Source organism: Burkholderia metallica, from assembly GCF_902832845.1.
In the GTDB taxonomy this organism is placed as follows: Bacteria; Pseudomonadota; Gammaproteobacteria; order Burkholderiales; family Burkholderiaceae; genus Burkholderia; species Burkholderia metallica.
On the sequence record NZ_CADFDB010000017.1, the window covers coordinates 65778 to 89291 of the forward strand.

The 23514-nt window shown below is 68.3% G+C and carries 23 protein-coding genes and 2 tRNA genes; 16 read left to right on the forward strand and 9 right to left on the reverse strand.

Features of this window, described 5'->3' with window-relative positions; all coding sequences use genetic code 11:
* Nucleotide 1: 1 nt before the first annotated feature.
* The 3 genes from HWX08_RS32190 to HWX08_RS32200 are packed head-to-tail and all read right to left on the reverse strand — an operon-like array spanning nt 2 to nt 2069.
* On the reverse strand, nt 2-403 hold the full coding sequence (locus tag HWX08_RS32190; protein ID WP_069256139.1) for a Rieske (2Fe-2S) protein: 402 nt from the start codon (nt 401-403) through the stop codon (nt 2-4).
* Entirely contained in the window at nt 400-1059 is a 660-nt protein-coding gene (locus HWX08_RS32195; protein WP_069256138.1) for an HAD-IA family hydrolase, read from the reverse strand. Before HWX08_RS32195 ends, HWX08_RS32190 begins: the two co-directional genes overlap by 4 nt.
* 5 nt (nt 1060-1064) lie before the next feature.
* A complete protein-coding gene (locus tag HWX08_RS32200; RefSeq protein ID WP_069256137.1) occupies nt 1065-2069 on the reverse strand; it encodes an RluA family pseudouridine synthase in 1005 nt (334 codons plus the stop codon).
* Nucleotides 2070-2791: 722 nt separating this feature from the next.
* Between HWX08_RS32200 and HWX08_RS32205 the strand changes: the two genes are divergently transcribed.
* The 6 genes from HWX08_RS32205 (at nt 2792) to HWX08_RS32230 (ending at nt 10064) form a co-directional block, all read left to right on the forward strand.
* On the forward strand, nt 2792-5968 hold the full coding sequence (locus HWX08_RS32205; RefSeq protein WP_174922921.1) for an Rne/Rng family ribonuclease: 3177 nt from the start codon (nt 2792-2794) through the stop codon (nt 5966-5968).
* 131 nt (nt 5969-6099) lie between these two features.
* Entirely contained in the window at nt 6100-7212 is a 1113-nt protein-coding gene (gene moaA, locus HWX08_RS32210; RefSeq protein WP_174922920.1) for a GTP 3',8-cyclase MoaA, read from the forward strand.
* Nucleotides 7213-7238: 26 nt separating this feature from the next.
* Nucleotides 7239-7856: a molybdenum cofactor guanylyltransferase MobA gene (gene mobA / locus HWX08_RS32215; protein WP_069256134.1), complete on the forward strand. Its 618-nt coding sequence runs from the start codon at nt 7239-7241 to the stop codon at nt 7854-7856.
* 112 nt (nt 7857-7968) lie between these two features.
* Complete coding sequence (moeA, locus tag HWX08_RS32220; RefSeq protein ID WP_069256133.1) at nt 7969-9267, forward strand: molybdopterin molybdotransferase MoeA; 1299 nt, start codon at nt 7969-7971, stop codon at nt 9265-9267.
* A 39-nt stretch (nt 9268-9306) separates the two neighbouring features.
* A complete protein-coding gene (locus HWX08_RS32225) occupies nt 9307-9582 on the forward strand; it encodes a hypothetical protein (protein ID WP_006401288.1) in 276 nt (91 codons plus the stop codon).
* A complete protein-coding gene (locus HWX08_RS32230) occupies nt 9579-10064 on the forward strand; it encodes a GNAT family N-acetyltransferase (RefSeq protein ID WP_069256132.1) in 486 nt (161 codons plus the stop codon). The genes HWX08_RS32225 and HWX08_RS32230 overlap by 4 nt, the downstream gene beginning before the upstream one ends.
* 90 nt (nt 10065-10154) lie before the next feature.
* On the opposite strand, the gene HWX08_RS32235 is transcribed toward HWX08_RS32230, so the two are convergent.
* The 5 genes from HWX08_RS32235 to pncB form a co-directional block, all read right to left on the reverse strand.
* Complete coding sequence (locus HWX08_RS32235) at nt 10155-11633, reverse strand: DNA recombination protein RmuC (protein ID WP_174922919.1); 1479 nt, start codon at nt 11631-11633, stop codon at nt 10155-10157.
* Nucleotides 11630-12619 (reverse strand): 2-hydroxyacid dehydrogenase, encoded by a 990-nt coding sequence (locus tag HWX08_RS32240; protein WP_174922918.1) that lies wholly within the window; start codon nt 12617-12619, stop codon nt 11630-11632. The genes HWX08_RS32235 and HWX08_RS32240 overlap by 4 nt, the downstream gene beginning before the upstream one ends.
* A gap of 82 nt (nt 12620-12701) precedes the next feature.
* The gene (locus HWX08_RS32245; protein WP_069256130.1) at nt 12702-14132 is read right to left on the reverse strand and encodes a sodium:proton antiporter; all 1431 of its coding nucleotides are present in this window, start codon (nt 14130-14132) and stop codon (nt 12702-12704) included.
* Nucleotides 14133-14175: 43 nt separating this feature from the next.
* A complete protein-coding gene (locus tag HWX08_RS32250) occupies nt 14176-14838 on the reverse strand; it encodes a LutC/YkgG family protein (RefSeq protein WP_069256129.1) in 663 nt (220 codons plus the stop codon).
* An 87-nt stretch (nt 14839-14925) separates the two neighbouring features.
* The gene (gene pncB, locus HWX08_RS32255) at nt 14926-16125 is read right to left on the reverse strand and encodes a nicotinate phosphoribosyltransferase (RefSeq protein WP_069256128.1); all 1200 of its coding nucleotides are present in this window, start codon (nt 16123-16125) and stop codon (nt 14926-14928) included.
* Nucleotides 16126-16445: 320 nt separating this feature from the next.
* On the opposite strand from pncB, the gene fdxA reads away from it, so the two are divergent.
* The 8 genes from fdxA (at nt 16446) to HWX08_RS32295 (ending at nt 20857) form a co-directional block, all read left to right on the forward strand.
* Nucleotides 16446-16769 (forward strand): ferredoxin FdxA, encoded by a 324-nt coding sequence (fdxA, locus tag HWX08_RS32260; protein ID WP_069256127.1) that lies wholly within the window; start codon nt 16446-16448, stop codon nt 16767-16769.
* A 103-nt stretch (nt 16770-16872) separates the two neighbouring features.
* Nucleotides 16873-16948: transfer RNA gene (locus HWX08_RS32265), tRNA-Asn, on the forward strand.
* A 72-nt stretch (nt 16949-17020) separates the two neighbouring features.
* Nucleotides 17021-17096: transfer RNA gene (locus tag HWX08_RS32270), tRNA-Asn, on the forward strand.
* A 118-nt stretch (nt 17097-17214) separates the two neighbouring features.
* On the forward strand, nt 17215-17700 hold the full coding sequence (locus HWX08_RS32275; protein ID WP_174922956.1) for a CreA family protein: 486 nt from the start codon (nt 17215-17217) through the stop codon (nt 17698-17700).
* Nucleotides 17701-17757: 57 nt separating this feature from the next.
* A complete protein-coding gene (locus HWX08_RS32280; protein ID WP_174922955.1) occupies nt 17758-18657 on the forward strand; it encodes an AraC family transcriptional regulator in 900 nt (299 codons plus the stop codon).
* Between the two features lie 147 nt (nt 18658-18804).
* Nucleotides 18805-19572 (forward strand): AzlC family ABC transporter permease, encoded by a 768-nt coding sequence (locus tag HWX08_RS32285; RefSeq protein ID WP_174922954.1) that lies wholly within the window; start codon nt 18805-18807, stop codon nt 19570-19572.
* A complete protein-coding gene (locus HWX08_RS32290; protein ID WP_069256123.1) occupies nt 19569-19907 on the forward strand; it encodes an AzlD domain-containing protein in 339 nt (112 codons plus the stop codon). Before HWX08_RS32285 ends, HWX08_RS32290 begins: the two co-directional genes overlap by 4 nt.
* A 161-nt stretch (nt 19908-20068) precedes the next feature.
* The gene (locus HWX08_RS32295) at nt 20069-20857 is read left to right on the forward strand and encodes a DUF4088 family protein (protein ID WP_174922953.1); all 789 of its coding nucleotides are present in this window, start codon (nt 20069-20071) and stop codon (nt 20855-20857) included.
* 120 nt (nt 20858-20977) lie between these two features.
* Here the strand turns inward: HWX08_RS32295 and HWX08_RS32300 are convergent, their stop codons facing one another.
* Nucleotides 20978-21373, reverse strand: a complete 396-nt coding sequence (locus HWX08_RS32300) for a hypothetical protein (protein WP_069256121.1) — start codon at nt 21371-21373, stop codon at nt 20978-20980.
* Nucleotides 21374-21641: 268 nt separating this feature from the next.
* Here HWX08_RS32300 and HWX08_RS32305 point away from each other — a divergent pair, with 268 nt between their 5' ends.
* Nucleotides 21642-21860 carry an RNA-binding S4 domain-containing protein gene (locus HWX08_RS32305; RefSeq protein WP_021159725.1) on the forward strand — a complete coding sequence of 73 codons (219 nt, stop codon included), beginning with the start codon at nt 21642-21644 and terminating at the stop codon, nt 21858-21860.
* Nucleotides 21861-21997: 137 nt separating this feature from the next.
* Nucleotides 21998-23374: a multidrug efflux MATE transporter NorM gene (gene norM / locus HWX08_RS32310; RefSeq protein WP_069256120.1), complete on the forward strand. Its 1377-nt coding sequence runs from the start codon at nt 21998-22000 to the stop codon at nt 23372-23374.
* Nucleotides 23375-23514 lie beyond the last annotated feature (140 nt).

Genomic DNA, 23514 nt, shown 5'->3' on the forward strand with positions numbered 1-23514 from the left:
GTCAGTCGGTCGTAGCGGAAACAGCGGGACGCAGGTCGGCGTCGGGCACCCAGAATACCGCACGCCCGTCGGACGTGTCGCGCTCGTCGACCTCGACCGGCCGCAGGCGGCCGCCGCGGCACGGGCCGCCGACGCACTTGCCGGTGTTCGGTTCGTAGATCGCGCCATGCGTCGCGCACATCAGGTACAGGCCCGACGATTCGAAGAACTGCCCTTCGGCCCAGTCGAGCTCCATCGGCACGTGCGCGCAGCGGTTCAGGTAGCCGTACGCGCGGCCCTCGTAGCGCACGAAGAATACGACGGCCTGCTCGCCGCGCAGCGTCGCATCGACGCGCACGCCGGCGCCGCCGTCTGCCAGCGCGTCCGATGCGCACACGCGCACGGCGTCCGGCGCCGCGCTCATGCGTGCTCCCGCAGCCAGGCGGCCAGCGCGTCGACGTCCGGCGCGACGAAACGCGGCGCGAGCGCCGCCAGCGCCTCGGCCGTGTGCGCGCCGTACGCGACGCCGACGCCGGCCGCGCCGGCACTCGCGGCCATCTGCAGATCGTGCGTCGTGTCGCCGATCATCACGGTGCGCGCCAGGTCCTGCCCCAATTCACGGGACAGCTCGTGCAGCATCGCCGGATGGGGTTTCGAGAAGGTTTCGTCCGCGCAGCGCGTCGCATCGAACAGGCTCGTCAGCTTCGACTGATCGAGCACGCGGTTCAAACCGACCCGGCCCTTGCCGGTCGCGACGGCGAGCAGATAGCCCGTGTCGCGCAATTCGGCGAGCAGTTCGCGCACGCCGGCGAACAGCTCGATACGCTGGTCGTCGAGCAGATAGTGATAGCGGTAGCGCTCGGCGAGCCGCGAATAATCGGACGGATCGAGGGTCGGAGCGGTAATCTGCAGCGCATCGCGCAGGCCGAGGCCGATCACGTAGCGCGACGCCTCGTCGGACGGCGTGGGCAGGCCGAGATCGCGGCACGCGGCCTGGATGCTGTGCGCGATGTGCGCAGTCGAATCCATCAGCGTGCCGTCCCAGTCGAAGACGATCAGGTCAAATTGCTGTCGAGCCATGCGGTTCAGGCGGTATCGCGCAGTGCGCTGAGTTGGTCGAGGAAGCGCCGGCATTCGTCCGGCAGCGGCGCATCGAACTGCAGCGCCTCGCCGGTCAGCGGGTGGGCGAGCCGCAGCCGGTACGCATGCAGGAACATCCGTTTCAACGACGGCTGCGCGTTCGCGCGCGCCAGCGCCTTGTTCAGTGCGAAATCGCCATACTTGGCGTCGCCGGCGATCGGCAGGCCGAGATGCGCGAGGTGCACACGGATCTGATGGGTCCGACCCGTTTTGAGTTCCGCTTCGACCAGCGCGTATTCAGGCCAGCGGTCGATGAGGTTGAACACCGTATGCGACGGCAGCCCGTCGTCCTGCACGCGCACGCGGCGCTCCCCTTCCGGGGTCGAATACTTGAACAGCGGCGCCTTCACCGCGCGGCGGCGGCCCCAGTCAGGCTGCCATTCGCCGTGCGCGCATGCGAAATAGCGTTTGTCCATCCTGTTTTCGCGAATCTGCTCGTGCAGGCCCACCAGCGCCGTTCGCTTTTTCGCGAGCATCAGGATCCCGGACGTCTCGCGGTCGAGCCGGTGCACGAGTTCGAGGAATTTCGCGCGCGGGCGCGCCTGGCGCATCTGCTCGATCACGCCGAACGCGACGCCGCTGCCGCCGTGGACGGCGACCCCGGCCGGCTTGTCGATGACGAGCATCGCGTCGTCCTCGTACAGCACGTTGAAATTCGCGGGCGGCACGACGGGCGTATCGGCGCGCGCGAGGTCCGCCGCCGCCACGCGCACGGGCGGCACGCGCACGACGTCGCCGTGGGCAAGACGGTACTGCGCGTCGACCCGGCCCTTGTTGACGCGCACTTCGCCGCTGCGCAGGATCCGGTAAATATGGCTTTTCGGCACGCCCTTACAGACGCGCAGCAGGAAGTTGTCGATCCGCTGACCGGCCGAGTTTTCGTCGATCTCGATCATCGATACCTGGCCGCTTGCGAGCGAATTCTGGGATATTTTGCCTAACTCATTCATACTGAATATAATTTTGCCCAGCCTGACGTTGAGGGTGGCCTGACCGGCCGGCCCCGGCTGAATTGGGCAAGGCGCAAGCGCAAACCGCTATTTTACTTGCGCCGGGGGTCCGCTGCTCGCCCCTGATCAAAGAGATGCAGCAAGTTGCACGCACGGCGCCGCTCGCCGGCAAGGATCGCGCCCACAGGCGGATTCGGTCGGCAAGGCGCCGCGGTAACGGAAAGTTGGTTGAAAAGAATTTGATCGGCAGCCGGACGGCGCGAAGTGCGTCCGCAGGCTGCCGGTTGCGAATATTACGGCGTTGCGCCCGATTTGGCTCCGCGAAGCGTGCGGAGCTTGGCGACGTCAAACCAGGGAAGTACACCCCAAGCGGGAAAGTCGGGCTGGATTCGATACTCCCCGCTGCGGCCCAAGCCGCAGCATCTGCCGCCCGTCGGCGCGCGCGACGCATTGCGCGCGCCCGTGGCAATGCCCGGACTCAGGCTTAGCGCGCTTGTGCAGCGTGCGGTGTGTGAACGCCGTGCTTTGAAACCGTATTCGCAGGTGCCCTATGGCCGCCGGCCCCGTCTTTCGGGCCCAAGCGCCTCTTCAGGCAATTCTCCCCGCCATCTTTCCCGCTCCAGCGTGCTTGTGACAACACAACAAGGTGCGGCCTGCCGTCGTTACCGCCCTCGCGTCTGACAACCGCGAGGCGCCGGCAGCGGAGCCGCCTGGAGTCGTTCATGAAACGCATGCTGTTCAATGCGACGCAGCAGGAGGAGCTGCGCGTCGCCATCGTCGATGGGCAAAAGCTCATCGACATCGACATCGAGACAGCCGGGCGCGAACAGCGCAAAGGCAATATCTACAAAGGTGTCATCACCCGTATCGAGCCGTCGCTCGAAGCGTGCTTCGTCAACTACGGCGAAGACCGCCACGGCTTCCTGCCGTTCAAGGAAGTCGCGCGTCAATACTTCAAGGAAGGCATCGACATGCGCTCCGCGCGCATCCAGGATGCCCTGCGCGAAGGCCAGGAGCTGATCGTCCAGGTCGAGAAGGAAGAGCGCGGCAACAAGGGCGCCGCCCTCACCACCTTCATCTCGCTCGCCGGCCGCTACCTCGTGCTGATGCCGAACAACCCGCGCGGCGGCGGCGTGTCGCGCCGGATCGAAGGCGACGAGCGTCAGGAACTGCGCGAGACGATGGCGCAACTGCAGATCCCGGACGGCATGAGCATGATCGCCCGTACCGCGGGCATCGGCCGCAGCGCCGAGGAACTGCAGTGGGACCTGAACTACCTGCTGCAACTGTGGCGCGCGATCGAAGCGGCGTCGCAGAGCGGCAATGCCGGCCAGCCGATGCTGATCTATCTGGAATCGAGCCTCGTGATCCGCGCGATCCGGGACTATTTCCAGCCCGATATCGGCGAAATCCTGATCGACACGAACGAAATCCACGACCAGGCCCGCGCCTTCATGGATATCGTGATGCCGGACAACGTCGCGAAGGTGAAGCGCTATCACGACGACGTGCCGCTGTTCTCCCGCTTCCAGATCGAGCACCAGATCGAGACCGCGTACTCGCGCACGGTGCCGCTACCGTCGGGCGGCGCGATCGTGATCGACCACACCGAAGCGCTCGTCGCGATCGACGTGAACTCGGCGCGCGCGACCAAGGGCGCGGACATCGAGGAAACGGCCACCCGCACGAACCTCGAAGCGGCCGACGAAGTCGCCCGCCAGCTGCGCCTGCGCGACCTCGGCGGCCTGATCGTGATCGATTTCATCGACATGGAATCGGCGAAGAGCCAGCGCGAAGTCGAGCAGCGCCTGAAAGACGCGCTCAAGCATGACCGAGCGCGCGTCCAGATGGGCAAGATCTCCCGTTTCGGCCTGATGGAACTGTCGCGCCAGCGCCTGCGTCCGGCGCTGTCGGAAGGCAGCCACGTGACCTGCCCGCGCTGCAACGGCACCGGCCACATTCGCGATACCGAATCGTCCGCGCTGCAGGTTCTGCGGATCATTCAGGAAGAAGCGATGAAGGAAAACACCGCGGCGATCCATTGCCAGGTGCCGGTCGAGGTGACCGCCTTCCTGCTCAACGAAAAGCGTCAGGAAATCAACAAGATCGAGTCGCGCTTCAAGGTCGGCATCGTGCTGATCCCGAACAAGCACCTCGATACGCCGCACTACAAGCTCGAGCGCCTGCGTCACGACGACGCACGCCTCGACGATCCGCGCGCGTCGTGGAAGATGGCCGAGGAAGCGGCCCGCGAACTCGAGTCGGAAACCGGCTACAGCAAGCGCGCGGCGGAAGTGAAGCCGAAGCAGGAAGCCGCGGTCAAGGGCATCACGCCCGAGCGTCCGGCCCCGAGCCCCGCACCGCAGCGCCCGGTCGAGCCCGTTGCAGCGCCCGCACCGGTCGCGCCGGCAAGCGGCGGCTTCATCGGCTGGCTGAAGGGCCTGTTCGGCGTGTCGCCGGCACCGGCGCCCGCACCGGCCGCTCCGGCACCGGCGAAGGAGCAGGCAGCCCGTCCGGCTCGCGGCGAACGCGCCGAGAAGTCCGAGCAGCGCGGCGAACGCGGCGGCGATCGCAACCGCAACCGTCGCGGCGGCGCCCAGCAGGCGCAAGGCGGCCGCGACCAGGCGGCAGCCGGCCGTGGCCAGTCGCAACGCCAGGAACGCGAAGGCAAGGAAGGACGCGAGCCGCGTGAAGTGCGTGAGCCGCGCGAAAACCGCGAACTGCGCGAGGGTCGTGAACCGCGTGAAGGTCGCGAGAACCGCGAAGGCCGTGAGGGTCGCGAAGGTCGCGCCCCGCGCGAAGGCCGCGAGCCGCGTGAAAGCCGTGAGCCGCGCGAACCGCGTGAGAGCCGCGAACCGCGCGAGCGCGCCGAACTGCCGGAAGGCGTCGACGCAGCCGGTCGTGGCGAGCGCCAGGAACGCGGCGAACGTCGCGAGCGCGGCGAGCGCCGCAAGCCGACCCAGCATGCGGCTACGCTCGAAACCGTCACCCGTGGCGAAACCCATCCGGAACCGGAAGCCGACAAGGCCGCGGCTGAAGCCCTGCCGGGCGCCGAGCTGGCAGCCGATGCGGAAGCCGGCGCGCGTGATGGCGACGAACGCCGCCGTCGCCGTCGCGGCCGCCGCGGCGGTCGTCGCGAGCGCGAGGAAGACGGCGCAGTCGTCGACCACGCCGAGCAAGGCGCGGAAGGCGAAGGCACCGTGCAAGCCGTGACGCCGGAAGCACCGGCTGCCGTCGAGCCGGCTCATACGGCCGCACCGGCAGTCACCGTGGTTGCGGCGGCAGCGAGCGCCGTCGTCGTCGAAGCCGTGATCGAGCACCGTGCCGAACCGGTTGCGCCGGCCGCTGTCGAGCCGCAGCCGGCACCGGTACACGTCGAAGCAGCCCCGGCTGCACCGGCCGAGCCGGCAGTCGTCGCCCACGCAGCGGAACCGGCACCGGTCGCACCGGCTGTCGAAACCGAAGCCGGTCCGGCTCCGGTCGCGGTTTCGCCGACCGACGCGTTCGAAGTGCCGGCAGCGCCTGCCGCCGTCGACGCACCGCAACCCGCACCCGTCGAGCAGGCCGCACCGGTCGCGACGAGCGAAGCCGCTCCGGTGGCAGTCGAGCCGGCCCGTGTCGAAGCAGCGCCGATCGAAGTAGCGCCGGTCGAAGCTGCCGCAGCTCCGGCGCCTGCACCGGCCCCCGCACAGCCGGCAGCCGCGCCCGCTTCGGCGAGCCTGGACGCCGTGCTGGAGCAGGCCGGTCTCGTCTGGGTGAACACGGACGCCGGCAAGTTCGCCGCCGCGCAGGAAGCCGCATCGCGCCTTCCGCGTCCGGCTCGCGTGCCGCGCGAACGCAAGCCGCTGCCTCCGGTCGATACGACCCCGATGCAGCAGGTTGAAACGACGCATCACTGACCGACGCGTCGTCCGACCCGAAAAAGCCCGCCGCCGGCGGGCTTTTTCACGTCCGCGCTGCGGGTTTCCGCCCCCCGGCCCGGCTCGCCGCTTGCGGCTAAAATAGAGGTCTGGTCCGCACTTCTTCCAACATGTCCCGACGCATCATTCCTCTCGCCGACGTCAGCGGGATGCCGGACGTCTCCGGCGTCGCGCACGCCCCGAACGGCACGCTGGCCGACACATTCGCCAGGCCGCTGCGCGACCTGCGCATTTCGGTGACGGATCGCTGCAACTTCCGTTGCGTGTACTGCATGCCGCGCGCCGTCTTCGACAAGGACTACCCGTTCCTGCCGCACAGCGCGCTCCTCACGCACGAGGAAATCGAACGCGTGGCGCGGCTCTTTGTCGCGCATGGCGTCGAGAAGATCCGCATCACCGGCGGCGAGCCGCTGCTGCGCAAGAATCTCGAATTCCTGATCGAGCGCCTCGCACGGCTGACCACGCATGACGGCCGTCCGCTCGACCTGACGCTCACGACCAACGGCTCGCTGCTCGCACGCAAGGCGCGTGCGCTGAAGGACGCCGGGCTCACGCGCGTGACGGTCAGCCTCGACGCGCTCGACGACACGTTGTTCAAGCGCATGAACGATGCCGAGTTCGCGAGCGCCGACGTGCTCGACGGTATCTTCGCCGCGCAGGCCGCCGGCCTCGCGCCGGTCAAGGTCAACATGGTCGTGAAACGCGGCACCAACGACAGCGAGATCCTGCCGATGGCCGAGCGGTTCCGCGGCACCGGCGTGATCCTGCGCTTCATCGAATACATGGACGTCGGCACGTCGAACGGCTGGAACATGACCGAGGTGCTGCCGTCGGCGGACGTGGTCGCACGGATCGCCGAGCACTTCCCGCTCGTCCCGCTCGACCCGCACACCGCGGCGGAAACCGCGCAGCGCTGGGGCTATGCGGACGGCAGCGGCGAGATCGGCGTGATTTCGAGCGTCACGCAGGCCTTCTGCGGCGACTGCACGCGCGCGCGGCTTTCAACCGAAGGCAAGCTGTACCTGTGCCTGTTCGCATCGACGGGCCACGACCTGCGCGCGCTCGTGCGCGGCGGCGCGAGCGACGCCGAGATCGCGACCGCGATCGCCCGCATCTGGCAGGCGCGCACCGACCGCTATTCGCAACTGCGCGGCAGTGCATCGGCCGACGCACTGCCCGACGGCGGCGGCAAGCGGGTCGAAATGTCGTATATCGGCGGCTGACGCGCCGCCCTTCCCGCCTTCCGACGATGCCCGCTTCCACCCCGCCTTCGATCGCCGGCCTGCTGCTCGCAGGCGGGCGCGCCACGCGCATGGACGGTGTCGACAAGGGCCTGCAGCTGCTCGACGGCACGCCGCTCGCGCTGCACGTGCTGCGCCGGCTCTCGCCGCAGGTCGACGAGACGCTGATCAGCGCGAATCGCCATGCCGATCGCTATGCCGAACTCGGTGCGCCGTTCGACGCGCGCATCGTCGCGGACGAAACCCCCGACTTTCCCGGCCCGCTCGCGGGCCTGCTCGCCGGCATGCGGGCGGCGCGCGCGCCGCTCGTCGCGTGCTCGCCGTGCGATACGCCCTATCTGCCTGCCGACCTCGTCGCACGGCTGCTGGCGGCGCTCGACACGCGGCAGGCCGACATCGCGATGGCGGTGACCGTCGACGCCCGGCAGGCGCGCTCGCCGCAGCCGACGTTCGCGCTGCTGCGCACGTCGCTGGCCGACGATCTCGCCGCCCGGCTCGCGGCCGGCGACCGCAAGGTGCGTGCGTGGTACGCACGCCACAAGACGGTCGAAGTCGAGTTTCGCGACGAGCGTGCGTTTTACAATGCCAACTCCTGGCAGGAACTCGCCGCGCTGGCCCGCCGCTGACGGCACCCGTGCGGTTCCCGCCCGGCGCCCGCCGCACGCGAAGCCCGCGCCCAGGCATCCTCCCCGCGCCACCGGCCACGAACCCGATACGCCTTGCGGCGCAGTCCGACTGATGATCACGCAATCCTCCTCCGCGTCCCGAAGCGCACCCGATTCCGATGCCCCGCTGTCGCTCGCGGACGCACAGGCGCTCGCGTGCCGCTTCGCGGTGCCGGTCGACGCGTGCGCCACGGTCGCGCTGCGCGATGCGCTCGACCGCGTGCTCGCGGCCGACGTGAACGCGCCATTCGACATTCCCGCGTACGACAACTCGGCGATGGACGGCTATGCGTTCGACGGCAGTGCCGGCACGCACGCGGCGCCGCCAGCCGACGTCGCGCTGACGATCGCCGGCACCGCGCTCGCCGGCCATCCGTTCGACGGCGCGGTGACGGCCGGATCATGCGTGCGCATCATGACGGGCGCGCCGATGCCGGCCGGATGCGACACCGTGATTCCGCAGGAACGCGTGCGCGTCGACGGCGACACGATCCACTTCGCCGCGCACGACATCGCGCGCGGCGCGAACTGCCGCAAGGCCGGCGAGGATCTCGCGCGCGGCGCCTGCGCGCTCGCCGCGGGCCGCATCCTGCGGCCGTCCGATCTCGGTCTGCTCGCGTCGTTCGGTTTCTCCGAAGTCGCGGTGCGCCGGCGCGTGCGCGTCGCCGTCTTCTCCACCGGCGACGAATTGCGCGAGCCCGGCGCGCCGTTCGGCCGCGGCACCCTGTACGACAGCAATCGCGGGATGCTGATCGCGATGCTCGAAAGGCTGCATGTCGACGCGATCGATCTCGGGATCGTCCGCGACGACCCGGCCGCACTCGAAACCGCCTTGCGCGACGCCGTCGCCGCGCAGGCCGACGCGGTGATCACGTCGGGCGGCGTATCGGTCGGCGAAGCCGACTTCACGCGCGACGTCATGGCCACGCTCGGCGACGTGACGTTCGCCAGCCTCGCGCTGCGCCCCGGCCGGCCGCTCGCGTGCGGCACGCTCGCCCGCCCGGCCGACGGCGCCGGTCACACGCTGTTCTTCGGGCTACCCGGCAATCCGGTCGCGTCCGCCGTGACGTTCTACGCGATCGTGCGGCCCGCGCTGCTGACGCTGGCCGGCGCGCAGGCGCAGCCGCCGGCGATGTACACGGCGCTCAGCACGCACGCGCTGAAGACACGCACGGGGCGCACCGACTACCTGCGCGGCATCGCGACACGCGCCGCCGACGGCCACTGGCACGTCGCACCGGCCGGCTCGCAGAGTTCCGCATCGCTGAGCGGCCTGTCGGCCGCCAATTGTTTCATCGTCCTGGGCCACGATACCGCGGCAGTCGACGCGGGCACCCCGGTCGATATCCTGCCGTTCGACGGCCTGATCTGAATTCCACTATCGGTATATTTCTACGGGGGCAATCCGCACATGAAGAAGCAAATTTCGTCGATCGCCGCGGGGCAGACCGCCAAGGCGCTGATTCTCGTCTACCTGACGTTCAGCGTGCCGATCGTGCTGCTCGGCATTCTCGTCGCTTACGTCCGCTACGGGATGGTCGAACTGAGCACGATCCTGAGCGCGCTGCTGCTGAACGCGATCCTCGGCTTCGTGCTGCTGTGGATCGCATGCCACGCGTACAACTGGGTCGCATCGCGCTTCGGCGGCATCGAGATCGTGCTGTCCGATCCGCCGGAGGAAGCGTGAGCGGCACGCCGCTGATTCGCGCGGCCGAGGCTCGCGACGTCGGCGCGATCCTCGCGCTGATGCGCGAACTGGCCGAGTTCGAAAAGCTCACGGATCTGTTCGTTGCGACGCAAGCCGATCTCGCCGACGCGCTGTTCGGCGAACACCCCGCCGCCGAGGCACGGGTGGCCGAGCAAGACGGCGCGATCGTCGCGTATGCGCTGTTCTTCCACAATTATTCGACGTTCCTCGGCCGTCGCGGCCTTTATCTCGAAGATCTGTACGTGCAGCCGTCGCAGCGCGGCACCGGTCTCGGCACCGCGATGCTGCGCCACCTCGCGGCGCTGGCCGTCGAGCGCCGCTGCGGACGCTTCGAATGGTCGGTTCTCGACTGGAACCAGCCTGCGATCGATTTCTACGAAAAAATGGGCGCCACCGTGCTGCCCGACTGGCGCATCGTTCGCGTCACGGGCGACGCGCTGGACACGCTGGCCGGGCAATGACCCCGCACCGGCCCCGTGCCGGTGAACGTTGCAAAAGAATACGGGCGCCTCGGCGCCCGTATTCTTTCCGACAGCGACACGCAGCACGTGTCATGCGTCGTCCGCATCGGCGCCGTCGGCGCCTTCCGCACCCAGCAGCCCCGCCGCCGTGTCGCCCGGCAGCGCCTCGACCTGCTTCAGCTTGCGGCTCATCACGCGCGTACGCTGCTCGGCGGACTCGATCGAGCGCGTGACCGTTTCGAGCTGCGCCTTCGTGCGCGCGAGCACGTCGCCGAACTTGCCGAACTCCGTCTTCACAGCGCCGAGCACCTGCCACACCTCGCTCGAGCGCTGCTCGATCGCGAGCGTGCGGAACCCCATCTGCAGGCTGTTCAGCAGTGCGGTGAGCGTCGTGGGGCCAGCCACCGTCACGCGATAGTCGCGTTGCAGCAGGTCGGTCAGCCCCGGGCGACGCAGAATCTCCGCGTAGAGCCCTTCGGTCGGCAGGAACAGCAGCGCGAAATCGGTCGTGTGCGGCGGCGCGACGTACTTCTCGGCGATCGTGCGCGCCTCCTGCCGCACGCGCGCTTCGAGCGCGCGCGCCGCTTCCTCGACCGCCACCGCATCGGCGCGCTCCTGCGCATCGATCAACCGCTCGTAGTCTTCGCGTGGGAATTTCGCGTCGATCGGCAGCCATACGGGCGGCGCATCGCGCGTGCCGGCTTCGCGCCCCGGCAGCCGGATCGCGAACTCGACGCGTTCGCTGCTCTTCGGCACCGTCGCGACGTTCTTCGCGTACTGGTCGGGCGTCAGCATCTGTTCGAGCAACGCTTCGAGCTGCACTTCGCCCCAGGTGCCACGCGTCTTCACGTTGGTCAGCACTTTCTTCAGGTCGCCGACGCCCGCCGCGAGCGTCTGCATCTCGCCGAGCCCGCGATGCACCTGCTCGAGCCGGTCCGACACCAGCTTGAACGATTCGCCGAGCCGCTGTTCGAGCGTCGCGTGCAGCTTCTCGTCGACGGTGCGGCGCATCTCCTCGAGCTTCGCCGCGTTGTTCGTCTCGATTTCCTTCAGCCGCTGCTCGAGCGTCGCACGCACCTCGCCGATCCGGCGGTCGTTCGCCTCGGTCAGTTGCGTGAGCTGCCGGTGCAGCGTGTCGCCGAACAGCCTGAGCGCGCCCGTCTGCTCGTCGCGCGCCTGCTGCGCCTGCCGCTGCAGGCTCTCGCGCATCGCGTCGAACTGCTGCGCATTGCCGGCCACGAGCTTGCCGAGCTGCTGCGCGAAACCCTCGATCTGGTTGTTCTGTACGGTCGCCACGCTCGTCAGTTGCGCGGCGAGCATCTGCTGAAGCTGCGAGAAACTGCCGGCCAGCTCGGTGCGCGAGCCGCGCGCGCTCTCGACGATCTCGCCGCGCAATTCGCGTTCGAGCCGCTCGACCGCCCGCGCCTGCGCATGCGCGGCGTCCTCGATCTGGTCGCCCAGTACCGCCGTATCGTCGTGACGGCCCCCGCCGCGCACGAGCACGACGATCGCCACCGCGAGCGCGACGGCCAGCACGACGACCGCCGCCAGCAACAACGTCATCGTCATGCGCGCGGCTTCCCGATCACGTCAGGGTTGATCGGATTCGGCGGCTGCCCGGCGCGCGGCCCTTCGCCGAGTGCGGCGATCAGGTTGTCGGCGGCGAGGTTCGCCATCGCACGACGCGTCTTTTCGGTCGCGCTCGCGATATGCGGCGTCAGCACGACGTTCGGTACCTCGAGCAGCGCCGGATGGACCGTCGGCTCGCCTTCGTACACGTCGAGGCCGGCCGCGGCGATCGTCCCGTCGCGCAACGCGGCGGCCAGCGCCGCGTCGTCGACGATCCCGCCGCGCGCGATGTTGGTCAGCGTCGCGGTGGGCTTCATCCTGGCCAGCTCGGCCGCCCCGATCGTGTGATGGTTCTCCTTCGTGTACGGCAGCACGAGCACGACGTGATCGGCACGGGCGAGCAGCGCATCCTTCGGCACGTATTCGGCATTCAGCTCGGCCTCGATCTCGGGCGCGACCCGCGAACGGTTGTGATAGATCACCTGCATCCCGAAGCCGCGCGCGCGGCGCGCGAGCGCCTGGCCGATGCGCCCCATCCCGATCACGCCGAGCGTCGAGCCGTAAATGTCGGAACCGAGGAAACCGTCATACGCCCACTTCTGCCAGTGGCCGGCGCGCAGCCAGTGCTCGGATTCGGCGATCCGGCGTGCGGCCGCCATCATCAGCGCCCAGCCGAAATCGGCGGTCGACTCGTTCAGCACGTCGGGCGTGTTGGTGCCGAGCACGTTCGCCGCATTGAACGCGGCCATGTCGAAATTGTTGTAGCCGACTGCCATGTTCGCGACGACGCGCAGGCGCGGCGCCGCCGCGAGCGCGGCCGCGCCGACCGGATCGCCGGCCGTCAGTGCGCCGTCCTTGTCGGCCAGACGCGCGGCGAGCGCGTCGGGCGCGAGTGCGTCGCCGTTGTTCCAGTCGACGTCGAAATACTGCTTGAGCCGTTCGATCACGTCCGGAAAGATCGGACGCGCGACCAGGATCTTCTGCATCGCCATCTCCGCATGCGGCGGACGGATCGTTGCGCGCCATGCGCTGCCGGAACCGCCCGCCCGAGGGTTGAAAATCGTCAGCTTACGCCGTGAAGAAAAGCCACGACGTCAGCAGGAATACCGGTATCAGCACGACCAGCGCCCAGCCGAGATACGCGAAGAAGCTCGGCATCTTCACGCCGCGCGATTCGGCGATCGCCTTAACCATGAAGTTCGGCGCATTGCCGATATAGCTGTTCGCGCCCATGAACACCGCGCCCGCGGAAATCGCGGCGAGCGTCGACGCGCCGGTCGTCATCAGCGACTGCGCATCGCCGCCCGCGAGGTTGAAGAACACGAGATAGGTCGGCGCATTGTCGAGGAACGACGACAGAATGCCCGTCGCCCAGAAGTACATCGCGTCGATCGGCTTGCCGTCCGGCCCCGTGACGAGATGGACGATCTGCGCGAACGCGCCGTCGGCACCCGCGCGCAGGATCACGATCACCGGCGCGATCGTCACGAAGATCCCCGCGAACAGCTTCGCGACTTCCTCGATCGGCGCCCAGTTGAATGCGTTGCCCTCGCGCGCGGAGCGCGGCGTCAGCGCGAGCGACGCGAGCGTCACGACCGCGAGCGCGACATCGCGCACGAGGTTCTGCAGCGCGACGTGCGTGCCCCAGACATCGAACGTGACATCCGGCTTCCACACGCCGCTCATCAGCACGAGGCCGATCACGGCGGCGAGCAGCACGAAATTGATCTTGCCGTCGATCGACAGCCTGGCGCTGTCGGGCGTCGGGTCGAGCGTGGCCGGCCGCTCCTCGCCGCCCTTGCGGTAGAAATACGTATCGAGCGCGAAGAACAGCGTCAGCAGCACCGCGCAGATGAACAGCATCGGCAGCGCGAGGTGCGTGGTCGTCCAGAAGAAGCTCACGCCGTTCAGGAACCCGAGGAACAGCGGCGGATCGCCAAGCGGCGACAGCGACCCGCCCGCGTTCGCGACGAGGAAGATGAAGAAGATCACGACGTGCACGACGTGCTTGCGGTTGTCGTTCGCACGCAGCAGCGGCCGGATCAGCAGCATCGCGGCGCCCGTCGTGCCCATCACGCTCGCGAGCAGCGTGCCGAGCGCGAGGATCGCGGTATTCAGCTTCGGCGATCCATGCAGGTTGCCGTTCACGCAGATGCCGCCGGCGACCGTATAGAGCGCGGTGAGCAGCACGATGAACGGAATGTATTCCTCGAGCAGCGCGTGCACGAGCGTGCCGAACGCGGTGCCCGCGCCGAACGCGAACCCGAACGGAATCAGGAACACGATCGCCCACCCGGCCGCGATCTTGCCGAAGTGGTGATGCCAGAACACCGGGGCGACGAGCGGGAACAGCGCGATGGACAGCAGGATCCCGGCGAACGGGATACCCCACAGGGCAGACAGCGTGGCGCCGTCGAGCGTTGCGGCCGATGCCAGCGCCGGGACGGCGCCAAGCGCAACCCCCGACGCCATGCCGGCCCAGGCGGCATGTCGTTTCATGCAGAACTTCCTTGGTCGAGTGGTAGTGGATGCGGCGGGCGCGTCATGCGCCCCGTACGACGATCACGTGAACGCGGTACGGGCCGTGCGCGCCCAGTACGATGGTCTGCTCGATATCGCCCGTGCGCGACGGGCCCGACACGAAATTGACCGCGCGCGGCAATTCGCCGCGCTCCGAGCGGATCAGTGCAAATGCGTCTTCATGACCGGCGACGATCCGCGACGCGGGAACGAGCGCGATGTGCGTTTCCGGCAGCAGACCGGCCGACGCATAGGTGTCGGGGCCGGACAGCAGCACCAGCGAGCCCGTTTCGGCGGTCGCGCAAAAACAGCCGGTGAGGCCGACCAGATCGCCGTCGCGCGGTTTGCGGCACTCGACCGACAGGCCGGCGCCGGCCCAGTCGAGATCGGCCAGCGTGCGCCATGCAACGGCCTGCATCGGCAGGCCCTGAGCGGAAAGATAGCGGGCGGCGGCGGCAGGCGCGTCGGCCAGCGTCGCGACTTCGTCGACCGTGGTCGACAGCCGCGCCGCTTCGTCGACGAAGGCAGCGACGAGGTCGGCCGGCGCCGGCGGGCGCGGGCCCTGCGGATGACGGGCGAGGTAGTCGGCCACGCCGTCGCGCTCCGCTGCGTCGGGTTCGGCCGCGCGAGCCTGCGCCGCGCGAATGCGCGCGAGGATCTGACGACGGGCAGCGGAAGTGTCCATGAACGGTCCTCGTGACGTTGGCGTGCAATACCGTCGGATTATACCGGCCGCCCCTGCCGCCACGCACCTTGGCCGAACGGCCGGCGCTTACTTCGACGCGTCTTCCTCGACCGGCTGCGCGATGCCGAACACCTGGCGCAAGTACGCGAGATACGCCTTGTCGTCGCACATGCTCTTGCCCGGCGAATCGGACAGCTTCGCGACCGGCTGGCCGTTGCAGCGGACCATCTTGATCACGATCTGCAGCGGCACGTAGCCGAGATCGTTGGTGAGGTTCGTGCCGACGCCGAACGCGAGCTTGCAGCGGCCGCGGAACCGTTCGTACAACTGCATGACCTTCGGGATGTCGAGCGCGTCCGAGAACACGAGCACCTTGGTACGCGGGTCGCACCGGTTCATCTCGTAATGGCGCAGCATCCGCTCGCCCCAGTCGAACGGATCGCCCGAATCGTGGCGCGCGCCGTCGAACAGCTTGCAGAAGTACATGTCGAAGTCGTTCAGGAACGCGTCCATCCCGTAGACGTCCGACAACGCGATCCCGAGGTCGCCGCGATATTCCTTCGCCCACATCTCGAAGCCGTAGATCTGCGAATCGCGCAGCCGCGGGCCGAGCGCCTGGCATGCCTGCAGGTACTCGTGCGCCATCGTGCCGAGCGGCGTGATGCCGTGCTTCATCGCGTACAGCACGTTGCTCGTGCCCGCGAACTGCGGGCCGAGCCCGTCGCGCAGCGTGAGCGCGACTTCCTCGTGCCAGACCTTCGAGAAACGCCGGCGCGTGCCGTAATCGGCGATCTTGCAGTCGGCGAACTCGGGCTCCGCGCCGAGCAGCTTGATCTTCTCGCGCAGCCGCTCGCGGCCTTCGCGATAGTCGGGCTCGCGCTGCGTGTTGCGGAAATACACTTCGTTGACGATCGCGAGCACCGGGATTTCGAACAGGATCGTATGCAGCCACGGCCCAGTGATCTCGATGTCGATTTCGCCGTTGCCCTTCGGCGACGGCGTGATCGAGATGTACTTCTCGTTCAGGTGGAACAGCGCGAGGAAATCGACGAAATCGCTCTTGATGAAGCGCATGCGCCGCAGGTAGTCGAGTTCGACGTCCGAAAAACGCAGCGCGCACAGGCCGCGCACCTCGTCGCGGATCTCGTCGATGTACGGCACGAGATCGACGCCGGGCGTGCGGCACCGGAACCGGTATTCGACGCTTGCGGCGGGGAAGTGATGCAGGACGACCTGCATCATCGTGAACTTGTAGAGATCCGTGTCGAGCAGCGAAGTGATGATCATGTTTGCGGCACCGCCAATATCGAGACAGGGCCCGGCGCACCGCGCGCCGCCCGGTCTGTCGGCCATGTTACCCGAATGCGTGCCCGACCATCGTGAAACCGCCTGGCGCCCTGCTCCCGGCGCACCGTCACCCGGCCGTACGACCCGCGTACGCCCCGGTGTCGACATCCTTCTGCGTCCCCCGAGTACGCGCCATAAACTAATCACGAAACGATATAAGCCGGATAGCCGACCACGTCATGCGGGTTTTGCGCTTCAGTTACAATGCCGGTTTTGGCGCAAACGCCACCCCATATATACCGCCAAGCAGGAGCGTTTTAATGACTCACGTTGTGACCGAAGGCTGCATCAAGTGCAAATACACGGATTGCGTGGATGTGTGCCCGGTGGATTGCTTCCGTGAAGGTCCCAACTTTCTCGCCATCGATCCGGACGAGTGCATCGACTGCGCCGTGTGCGTCGCCGAGTGCCCGACCAATGCGATCTATGCCGAAGAAGACGTTCCGGGCGACCAGCAGCAGTTCACCGCGTTGAATGCCGAGCTGGCGAAGGGCTGGCCGTCCATCACGAAGACCAAGCCGGCACCGGCCGACGCGGACGAGTGGAAGGACGTGCAGGACAAGCTGCACCTGCTCGAGCGCTGATCGCGCCGCGGCACCGAAAAAAATTTCGCGTTCCGCCGCCCGAAAGTATTGACACGTTAGCGAACGCTCCATACAATCTCGTTTCTCTGCTGTTGTTGTTTGTTCCCCGATAGCTCAGTCGGTAGAGCGCCGGACTGTTAATCCGTAGGTCCCTGGTTCGAGCCCAGGTCGGGGAGCCAAAAAACACGAAGGCCCGTTGAAAGTGGACGGGTTTTTTGTTGGAAACAACACACGCAGATGTACCGATTTATTCCCCGATAGCTCAGTCGGTAGAGCGCCGGACTGTTAATCCGTAGGTCCCTGGTTCGAGCCCAGGTCGGGGAGCCAAATAGCGAAAGGCCCGTCATTCGACGGGCCTTTTGTTTTTCGGCCGCTCTCTCGGCTTTCATCGGCCGGTCCCGCGCATGCTAGAGTCTCTGTCCCGCATTCGCATCCGGTTCCGTCGATGAAGCATCGTCTCTTCCGCTCAGCCCCCCTCGCCCTCCTGCTTTCCGTGTTCGCCGCGGCACCGCTCGCGCACGCGGAGGAAGTCGGCAGCGTCAACACCCATTTCCGCGTCACGGGCTCCGATCGCGTGGTCGTCGAGGCGTACGACGATCCGGTCGTGAACGGCGTGACCTGCTACGTGTCGCGCGCCCGCACCGGCGGGATCAAGGGCACGCTCGGCGTCGCCGAAGATCCGAGCGAAGCGTCGATCGCATGCCGGCAGGTCGGCCCGATCAGTTTCAAGGAACCGCTCAAGCAGCAGACCGACGTGTTCAGCGAGCGCATGTCGTTCATCTTCAAGACGCTGCACGTCGTGCGCGTGGTCGACAAGAAGCGCAACACGCTCGTCTATCTGACCTACAGCGACCGCGTCGTCAGCGGCAGCCCGAAGAACGCCGTCACCGCGGTGCCGATGCCGGCCGGCACGACGATTCCGGTCAAGTAAGGCCCGCCCGGGCGCGCGAGCGATACACTGTCGGTTCGACCGCTCTCGCGCCCGCTCATGTCCGCCGCCCGCCTTCCAGACTCCGCACGCTACTGGCGCACGCCGCTGCTGCCGGATGCGGATCTCCTCACGGCCACCTATCGCGACCACACGTTCGCCCCCCACTGGCACGACGCGTACACGATCCCCGTGATTCTCGAAGGCGCGGAACGCTACACCTACCGCGGCAGCGCCCATGTCGCCGAAACCGGCTCCGTGCCCGTGATCAATCCGGGCGAGGTGCATACGGGTTCGCGCGCAGCCGACGAAGGCTGGTGCTATCGCGTCAGCTACATCCCGGTCGAATTCATCCGCGAACTCACGAGTGCGATTGCCGACCGCCCGCAGGACGCGCCGTGGTTCGCGCCCGACGTGATTCGCGACGCCGATCTCGCGGCCCGGCTCACGCTCGCGCATCGGATGATGGAGGCCGGCAGCGAACGCGCACTCGGCGCGCAGGCGCACGGGCAGCCGGCGAACGACTCACCGGGCGACGCACCGCGCATCTACGATCCGCTCGCCGCCGAAACGGCGATGCTCGACGCGTTGTCGACGCTGATCGTGCGCCATGCCGACGCACTGCCGCGAGCGGCGCCGCTCGCGGCGGACGAACCGCGCGTCGACGCGATGCGTGAATGGCTCGCCGCCGATCTCCTGTGCCCGGTGACGCTCGACGAAGTCGCGCAGGCGGCCGGCCTGTCGCCGTTCCACGCGGCGCGCCTGTTCACCCGCACGACCGGCATGCCGCCGCATGCATGGCGCAACCAGTTGCGCCTACAGCGCGCACTGGCGCCGCTGCGCGCGGGCGTGCCCGTCGCCGACGTCGCGGCGGCCAGCGGCTTCGTCGACCAAAGCCACTTCACGCGGCATTTCAAACGCATGTTCGGCGTGCCGCCCGGGCGCTGGCAGGCGAGCTGACGCGCGGCGTCCGGCCCACCACCGCCATATCGCCCGATACCGCCCGATACCGCCCGAGCTCCCCGGCGCAGGCAAGCGGCCCCGCACCGGTCCGCAAGCGCAAGAACATACAAGCCCGCCCACCCGCTGCCCGCTATCCTCCCGTTCATGGAGGCATACGCTTTGAACCCAATACCCGCATCACCCGCCCGCCGCCCGCTCAACGAATGGCTCGACGGCGCGCGCGACACGATCCCGATGATGATCGGCGCCGCCCCGTTCGGCGTGATTTTCGGCACGCTCGTCGGCGGCGGCCCGCTCGCCGCATGGCACGGCGCGCTGATGTCGCTCGTCGTGTTCGCGGGCTCCGCCCAGTTCATCGCGCTCGGCCTGATCGCGGGCAGCGCGAGCTTCGCAGTCGTGCTCGCGACCACGCTGATCGTGAACCTGCGTCACCTGCTGTACAGCGCGACGCTCGCGCCCTATGTCGCGCACCTGCCGCTGCGCTGGCGCGCGACGCTCGGCGCGCTGATGACCGACGAAGTGTTCGCGGTCGCCTATGCGCACTACCGGCACTTCCCGCCCGGCACGATCGGCCCCCACTACTTCTTCGGCTCGGGCCTCGCGATGTACCTGAACTGGCAGGTCTGGACGCTCGCGGGCATCGGCTTCGGCGCGGCGTTCCCGGGCCTGCAGTCGCTCGGCCTCGATTTCGCGATGGCGGCGACCTTCATCGCGATCGTCGTCCCGCAGCTCGGCACGCTGCGTTATTTCGCGGCGGCCGTGACGGCCGGCACGCTCGCGTACTTCTGGCAGGGCTGGCCGTACAAGCTCGGGCTGCTCGGCGCGGTCGCCGCCGGCGTCGCGATCGGCGTCGCGCTCACGCTGCTGCACGACCGCACGCGCGCCGGCTCGCGCACGGAGGCCGCCTCGTGAGCTACGCGCTGCTGATTCTCGGGATGGCGGTCATCACGTACGCGATCCGTTCGACGCTGTTCCTGTTCGGCGAACGGCTGGCGTTTCCGCCGCTCGTGCGGACCGCGCTCGGCTTCGTGCCCGTCACCGTGCTGACCGCGATCATCGTGCCGATGGTCGTCTCGCCGCACGGCGGCACGGCCGAGCTGACGTGGCGCAATCCGCAGCTGGTCGGCGCGCTCGCCGCCGTGCTCGTGTCGGCCGCGACCCGCCGCCCGCTCGTGACGATCGCAGCGGGGCTCGCGGTGTTCTTTTTCTGGCAAGGGGTCGTGCTGCCGCACTGGCTGCCCGCCTGAGCACACGCTCGGTCGCGCGTGCTCAAGTTTTCGCCCGGCGCGTCGATATAACGGATGAAGACCCGCCACCGGCCTCGGCGCGCACCGGTCAGTCGACGCGGCGCCCGCTCCGGTGCGCCGTGCCGGCCGCCGGCTTGCGCGGGCCGCCATCGAGACGATTCATGGGCCAGATCACCCTTTCCCTCAAGGACGACACGCTCGAGTCCCTGCGCAAGGACTACGACGCGTTCGTCCGCGTGTCGCTGAAACTCGACCCGCAGTTCGCGACACCGTCGTTCGAGGATTTCCTGCGCGCCAAACTGCTCGACAACATGGTGCCGCTGACCGAGCACGCGGTGCAGCGGATGCTGCAGGGCGGCCAGTACGCGTGGGCCAAACGCACGCTCGACAAGGAGTTCCCGGACGTCGTCGCGATCCTGATGCGACAGGCCGGCGAATTCGGCTTCGGCTTCGCGTCGCGCTCCGAATGGACCCCGGACGAGCTCGCGAAGGCGTGCCGCGACTGGGCGAAAGCGATCGTCGCCGAAGCGCAGGGCGACCCGTCGCTGGTCGATCCGCTCGCATCGCAGATCAAGGGCGCCGCGCAAGACATCCAGACCCTCGAGGAACTGATGCAGACGCCCGCGTGGCGGCTCGCGGAATCGCTGCGGCAACGGGTCTACGAGGCCAAGCTCGCCTGCGAGATGAGCGTCGGCAGCACCGCGCGCGACAAGCTCGGCGAACTGCGCGGGCTGCTGCGGCTCGGGCTCGCGCACGGCTCGTTCCAGAAGCAGGAAGCGCAGCAGATCATGGAATACCTGCGGCTGCTGAAGCCGGAGATCTTCGTCGAGGAGCCGTACGACGTCTTCGCGCGGTTCGCCGCATGGCTGCGCAGCGTATTCACCCCGGCTGCCGCGCGGCCGGCGCAGGGGCCGGTGCAAGGACAAGGACAAGGACAGCGCCGGCCGTAACGACGCACCCCTGCGCGCCCGACCATGAAAACGGCCCGGTGCGCACGATGCGAACCGGGCCGCCGGATGGCCGCCTCGACGCGCCGCCAGGCACGGGCGTCGCGCGGCGCCGGACACCGCTTACTGCGTGGCGCCCTGGGCCGATGCGCCGCCTTGCACGCCGGCCGATGCGCCGCCTTCGGTCGCTTCGCCGGCCTTCGTCTTGGCCGAGCCCGCATGGCTCTTGGCCGACTTCGCGGCATGCTTCGCGTGCTTCTTGGTCGAGTGGACGGCCGACGACCCCGTATCCTTCGCGCCGTCGGCTGCCGCGCCGACCGCATCGGTCGCACCGCCGGCCGCATTGCCCGACGCGTTCGCGCCCGCACCGCCCTGCATGCCGACACCCGCAGCCGGCGTCTGCGCCTGTACACCGGCACCGGCTGCGCCCTGCGCCGCGGTGCCCGTCTGGGCAAAGGCGGCCGACGTGGCGAACGCCGTCAGCGCGGCACCGATCAGCATCGTACGAATCTTGGACATGACAATTCTCCTCAGGAAGTTGTGAGCCCGGACCACGGTGATGCGGTCCGATGCGCCCCGCCGCAACACGCGGCAGGTACGACAAAAGACCCGCGGCCCGCACGACCGGTTCTCGAATCTCTCAGACTGTTACCCACCGTTTCATTTGCTGACGAATCGCTCACACTCCCTCACAACTGAGGGCGGCCGTCGGCCGCGCTCGCGCGCCGGCCCGCGGTGCCGTATGATGCGGAGCGATTCCTCCCGCGCATCGCGCACCATCTTCGTCATGCCCAATCTGGATTTCACGCTGACCGGCGAATACGTCGAGCTGCACAACCTTCTCAAGATCACCGGCCTCGCGGACAGCGGCGGTTCCGCGAAACTGATCGTCGCGTCCGGCGCGGTGAAAGTCGACGGTGCGGTCGAGCTGCGCAAGACCTGCAAGATCCGCGCAGGCCAGGTCGTGCTGCTCGGCGACACGCGCATCGCCGTGCGCGAGGCCTAGCACCCGAGCCGTTCCCCCTGCCTGCGACATGGCCATCGGCGCGCGCGTTCGACACGGTTCGAATAAAGCCGTAAGCTAGCCGTCTCTCAAAATAAATACATATAGCGCGGGCCCGCACCCGCGCGAGCGCCCATTCCATGTCGCATTCCGGTCTTACGCGGACGGCCGCCGCGCCGCCGTCCCTGTCCAGTCACGCCGCCGATACCGCGCGCCTCGCCGCGCCGCTCGCGATCGCGCAGCTCTCGCAGATGGCGATGAGCGTCACCGACACGGTGCTGCTCGGCTCGCTCGGCCCCGATTCGCTCGCGGCGGGCGGCCTCGGGGCGAACTTCTTCTTCGTCATCGTGACGGTGCTGCAAGGCGTGCTGTCGTCGGTCAGCGTGAGCGTCGCGCATGCGCGCGGCGCCAAGGCCGACGAGCGCGTGCCGCACATCTACTGGACCGGCTTCGTGCTGTCCGTGCTGCTCGCGATTCCGGCCATCGTCGCGCTGTCGCTGTCCGAACCGATCCTGTTGATGTTCCACGAGCCGCCGTTGCTCGCGCATCACGTCGGCGAATATACGGGCATCCTGCGCTTCGCCGCGCTCGGCAGCCTGATCGGCGTCGGGCTGATGCGCGCCTTCCTGCCGGCGATCGGCGCGGCGCGGCGGCTGCTGTGGGTGTCGATCGGCGGCGTCGGCGTGAACGGCGTGCTGAACTACGGGCTGATCCACGGCGCGTTCGGGCTGCCGCGCCTCGGCTTCCTCGGTTCCGCGGTCGCGACGACGATCACGATCTGGCTCACCGCGCTCTCGCTGATCTGGCTGCTGCACGGCCGGCAACGCTTCCGTCATTTCGTCACCGCCGCGCGCCCGAAGCTGCCGATGATGGGCGAACTGATCGGCATCGGCTGGCCGGTCGCGATCACGTACGGGGTCGAGTCGACGCTGTTTCTCGCGACGGGCCTGACGATCGGCGTGCTCGGCGCGACGTCGCTGGCCGCCCACCAGATCGCGCTGAACGTCGCCTCGGTGGCGTTCATGGTGCCGCTCGCGATCGGTCAGGCGGCCAACGTGCGGGTCGGCTACTGGGTCGGCGCGGGGGCGCCCGTCGCCGCGCGGCATGCGGGCTTCGTCGCACTCGGCCTCGGTGTCGCGTTCATGTCGCTGTCGGGGATCGTGCTGATCGTCGCGCCGCATGCGATCGTCGGCCTGTACCTGAACCTCGACGATCCGGCCAACGCGGCCACCGTGTCGCTCGCCGCGTCGCTGCTCGGCATCGCCGCGGTGTTCCAGATCGTCGACGGCGCGCAGACCGTCGCGTCGGGCGCGCTGCGCGGCCTGAAGGACACGCGCATCCCGATGCTCGCGGCAACCCTCGGCTACTGGGGCATCGGTTTTCCGACCGGCTACTGGTTCGCATTCCACGTCGGCCTCGGTGCGCGAGGCCTCTGGTGGGGCCTCGCGGCCGGCCTCGCAAGCGTGGCCGTGCTGATGGCATGGCGCTTTCATCTGAAGAGCGCGTCGCCGCACTGAGCGCGACAACACGCGAAATCCGGGCCGGCGCTATGCTAGTCGGTTGAAGCCCCCGAGACGCCGCGCAAGCGGCGCGACTGCCTCACGATACGCCTGATAACGTCTGTTGCCGCGCGACGACGCGCGGCCTTTCCCCTTTT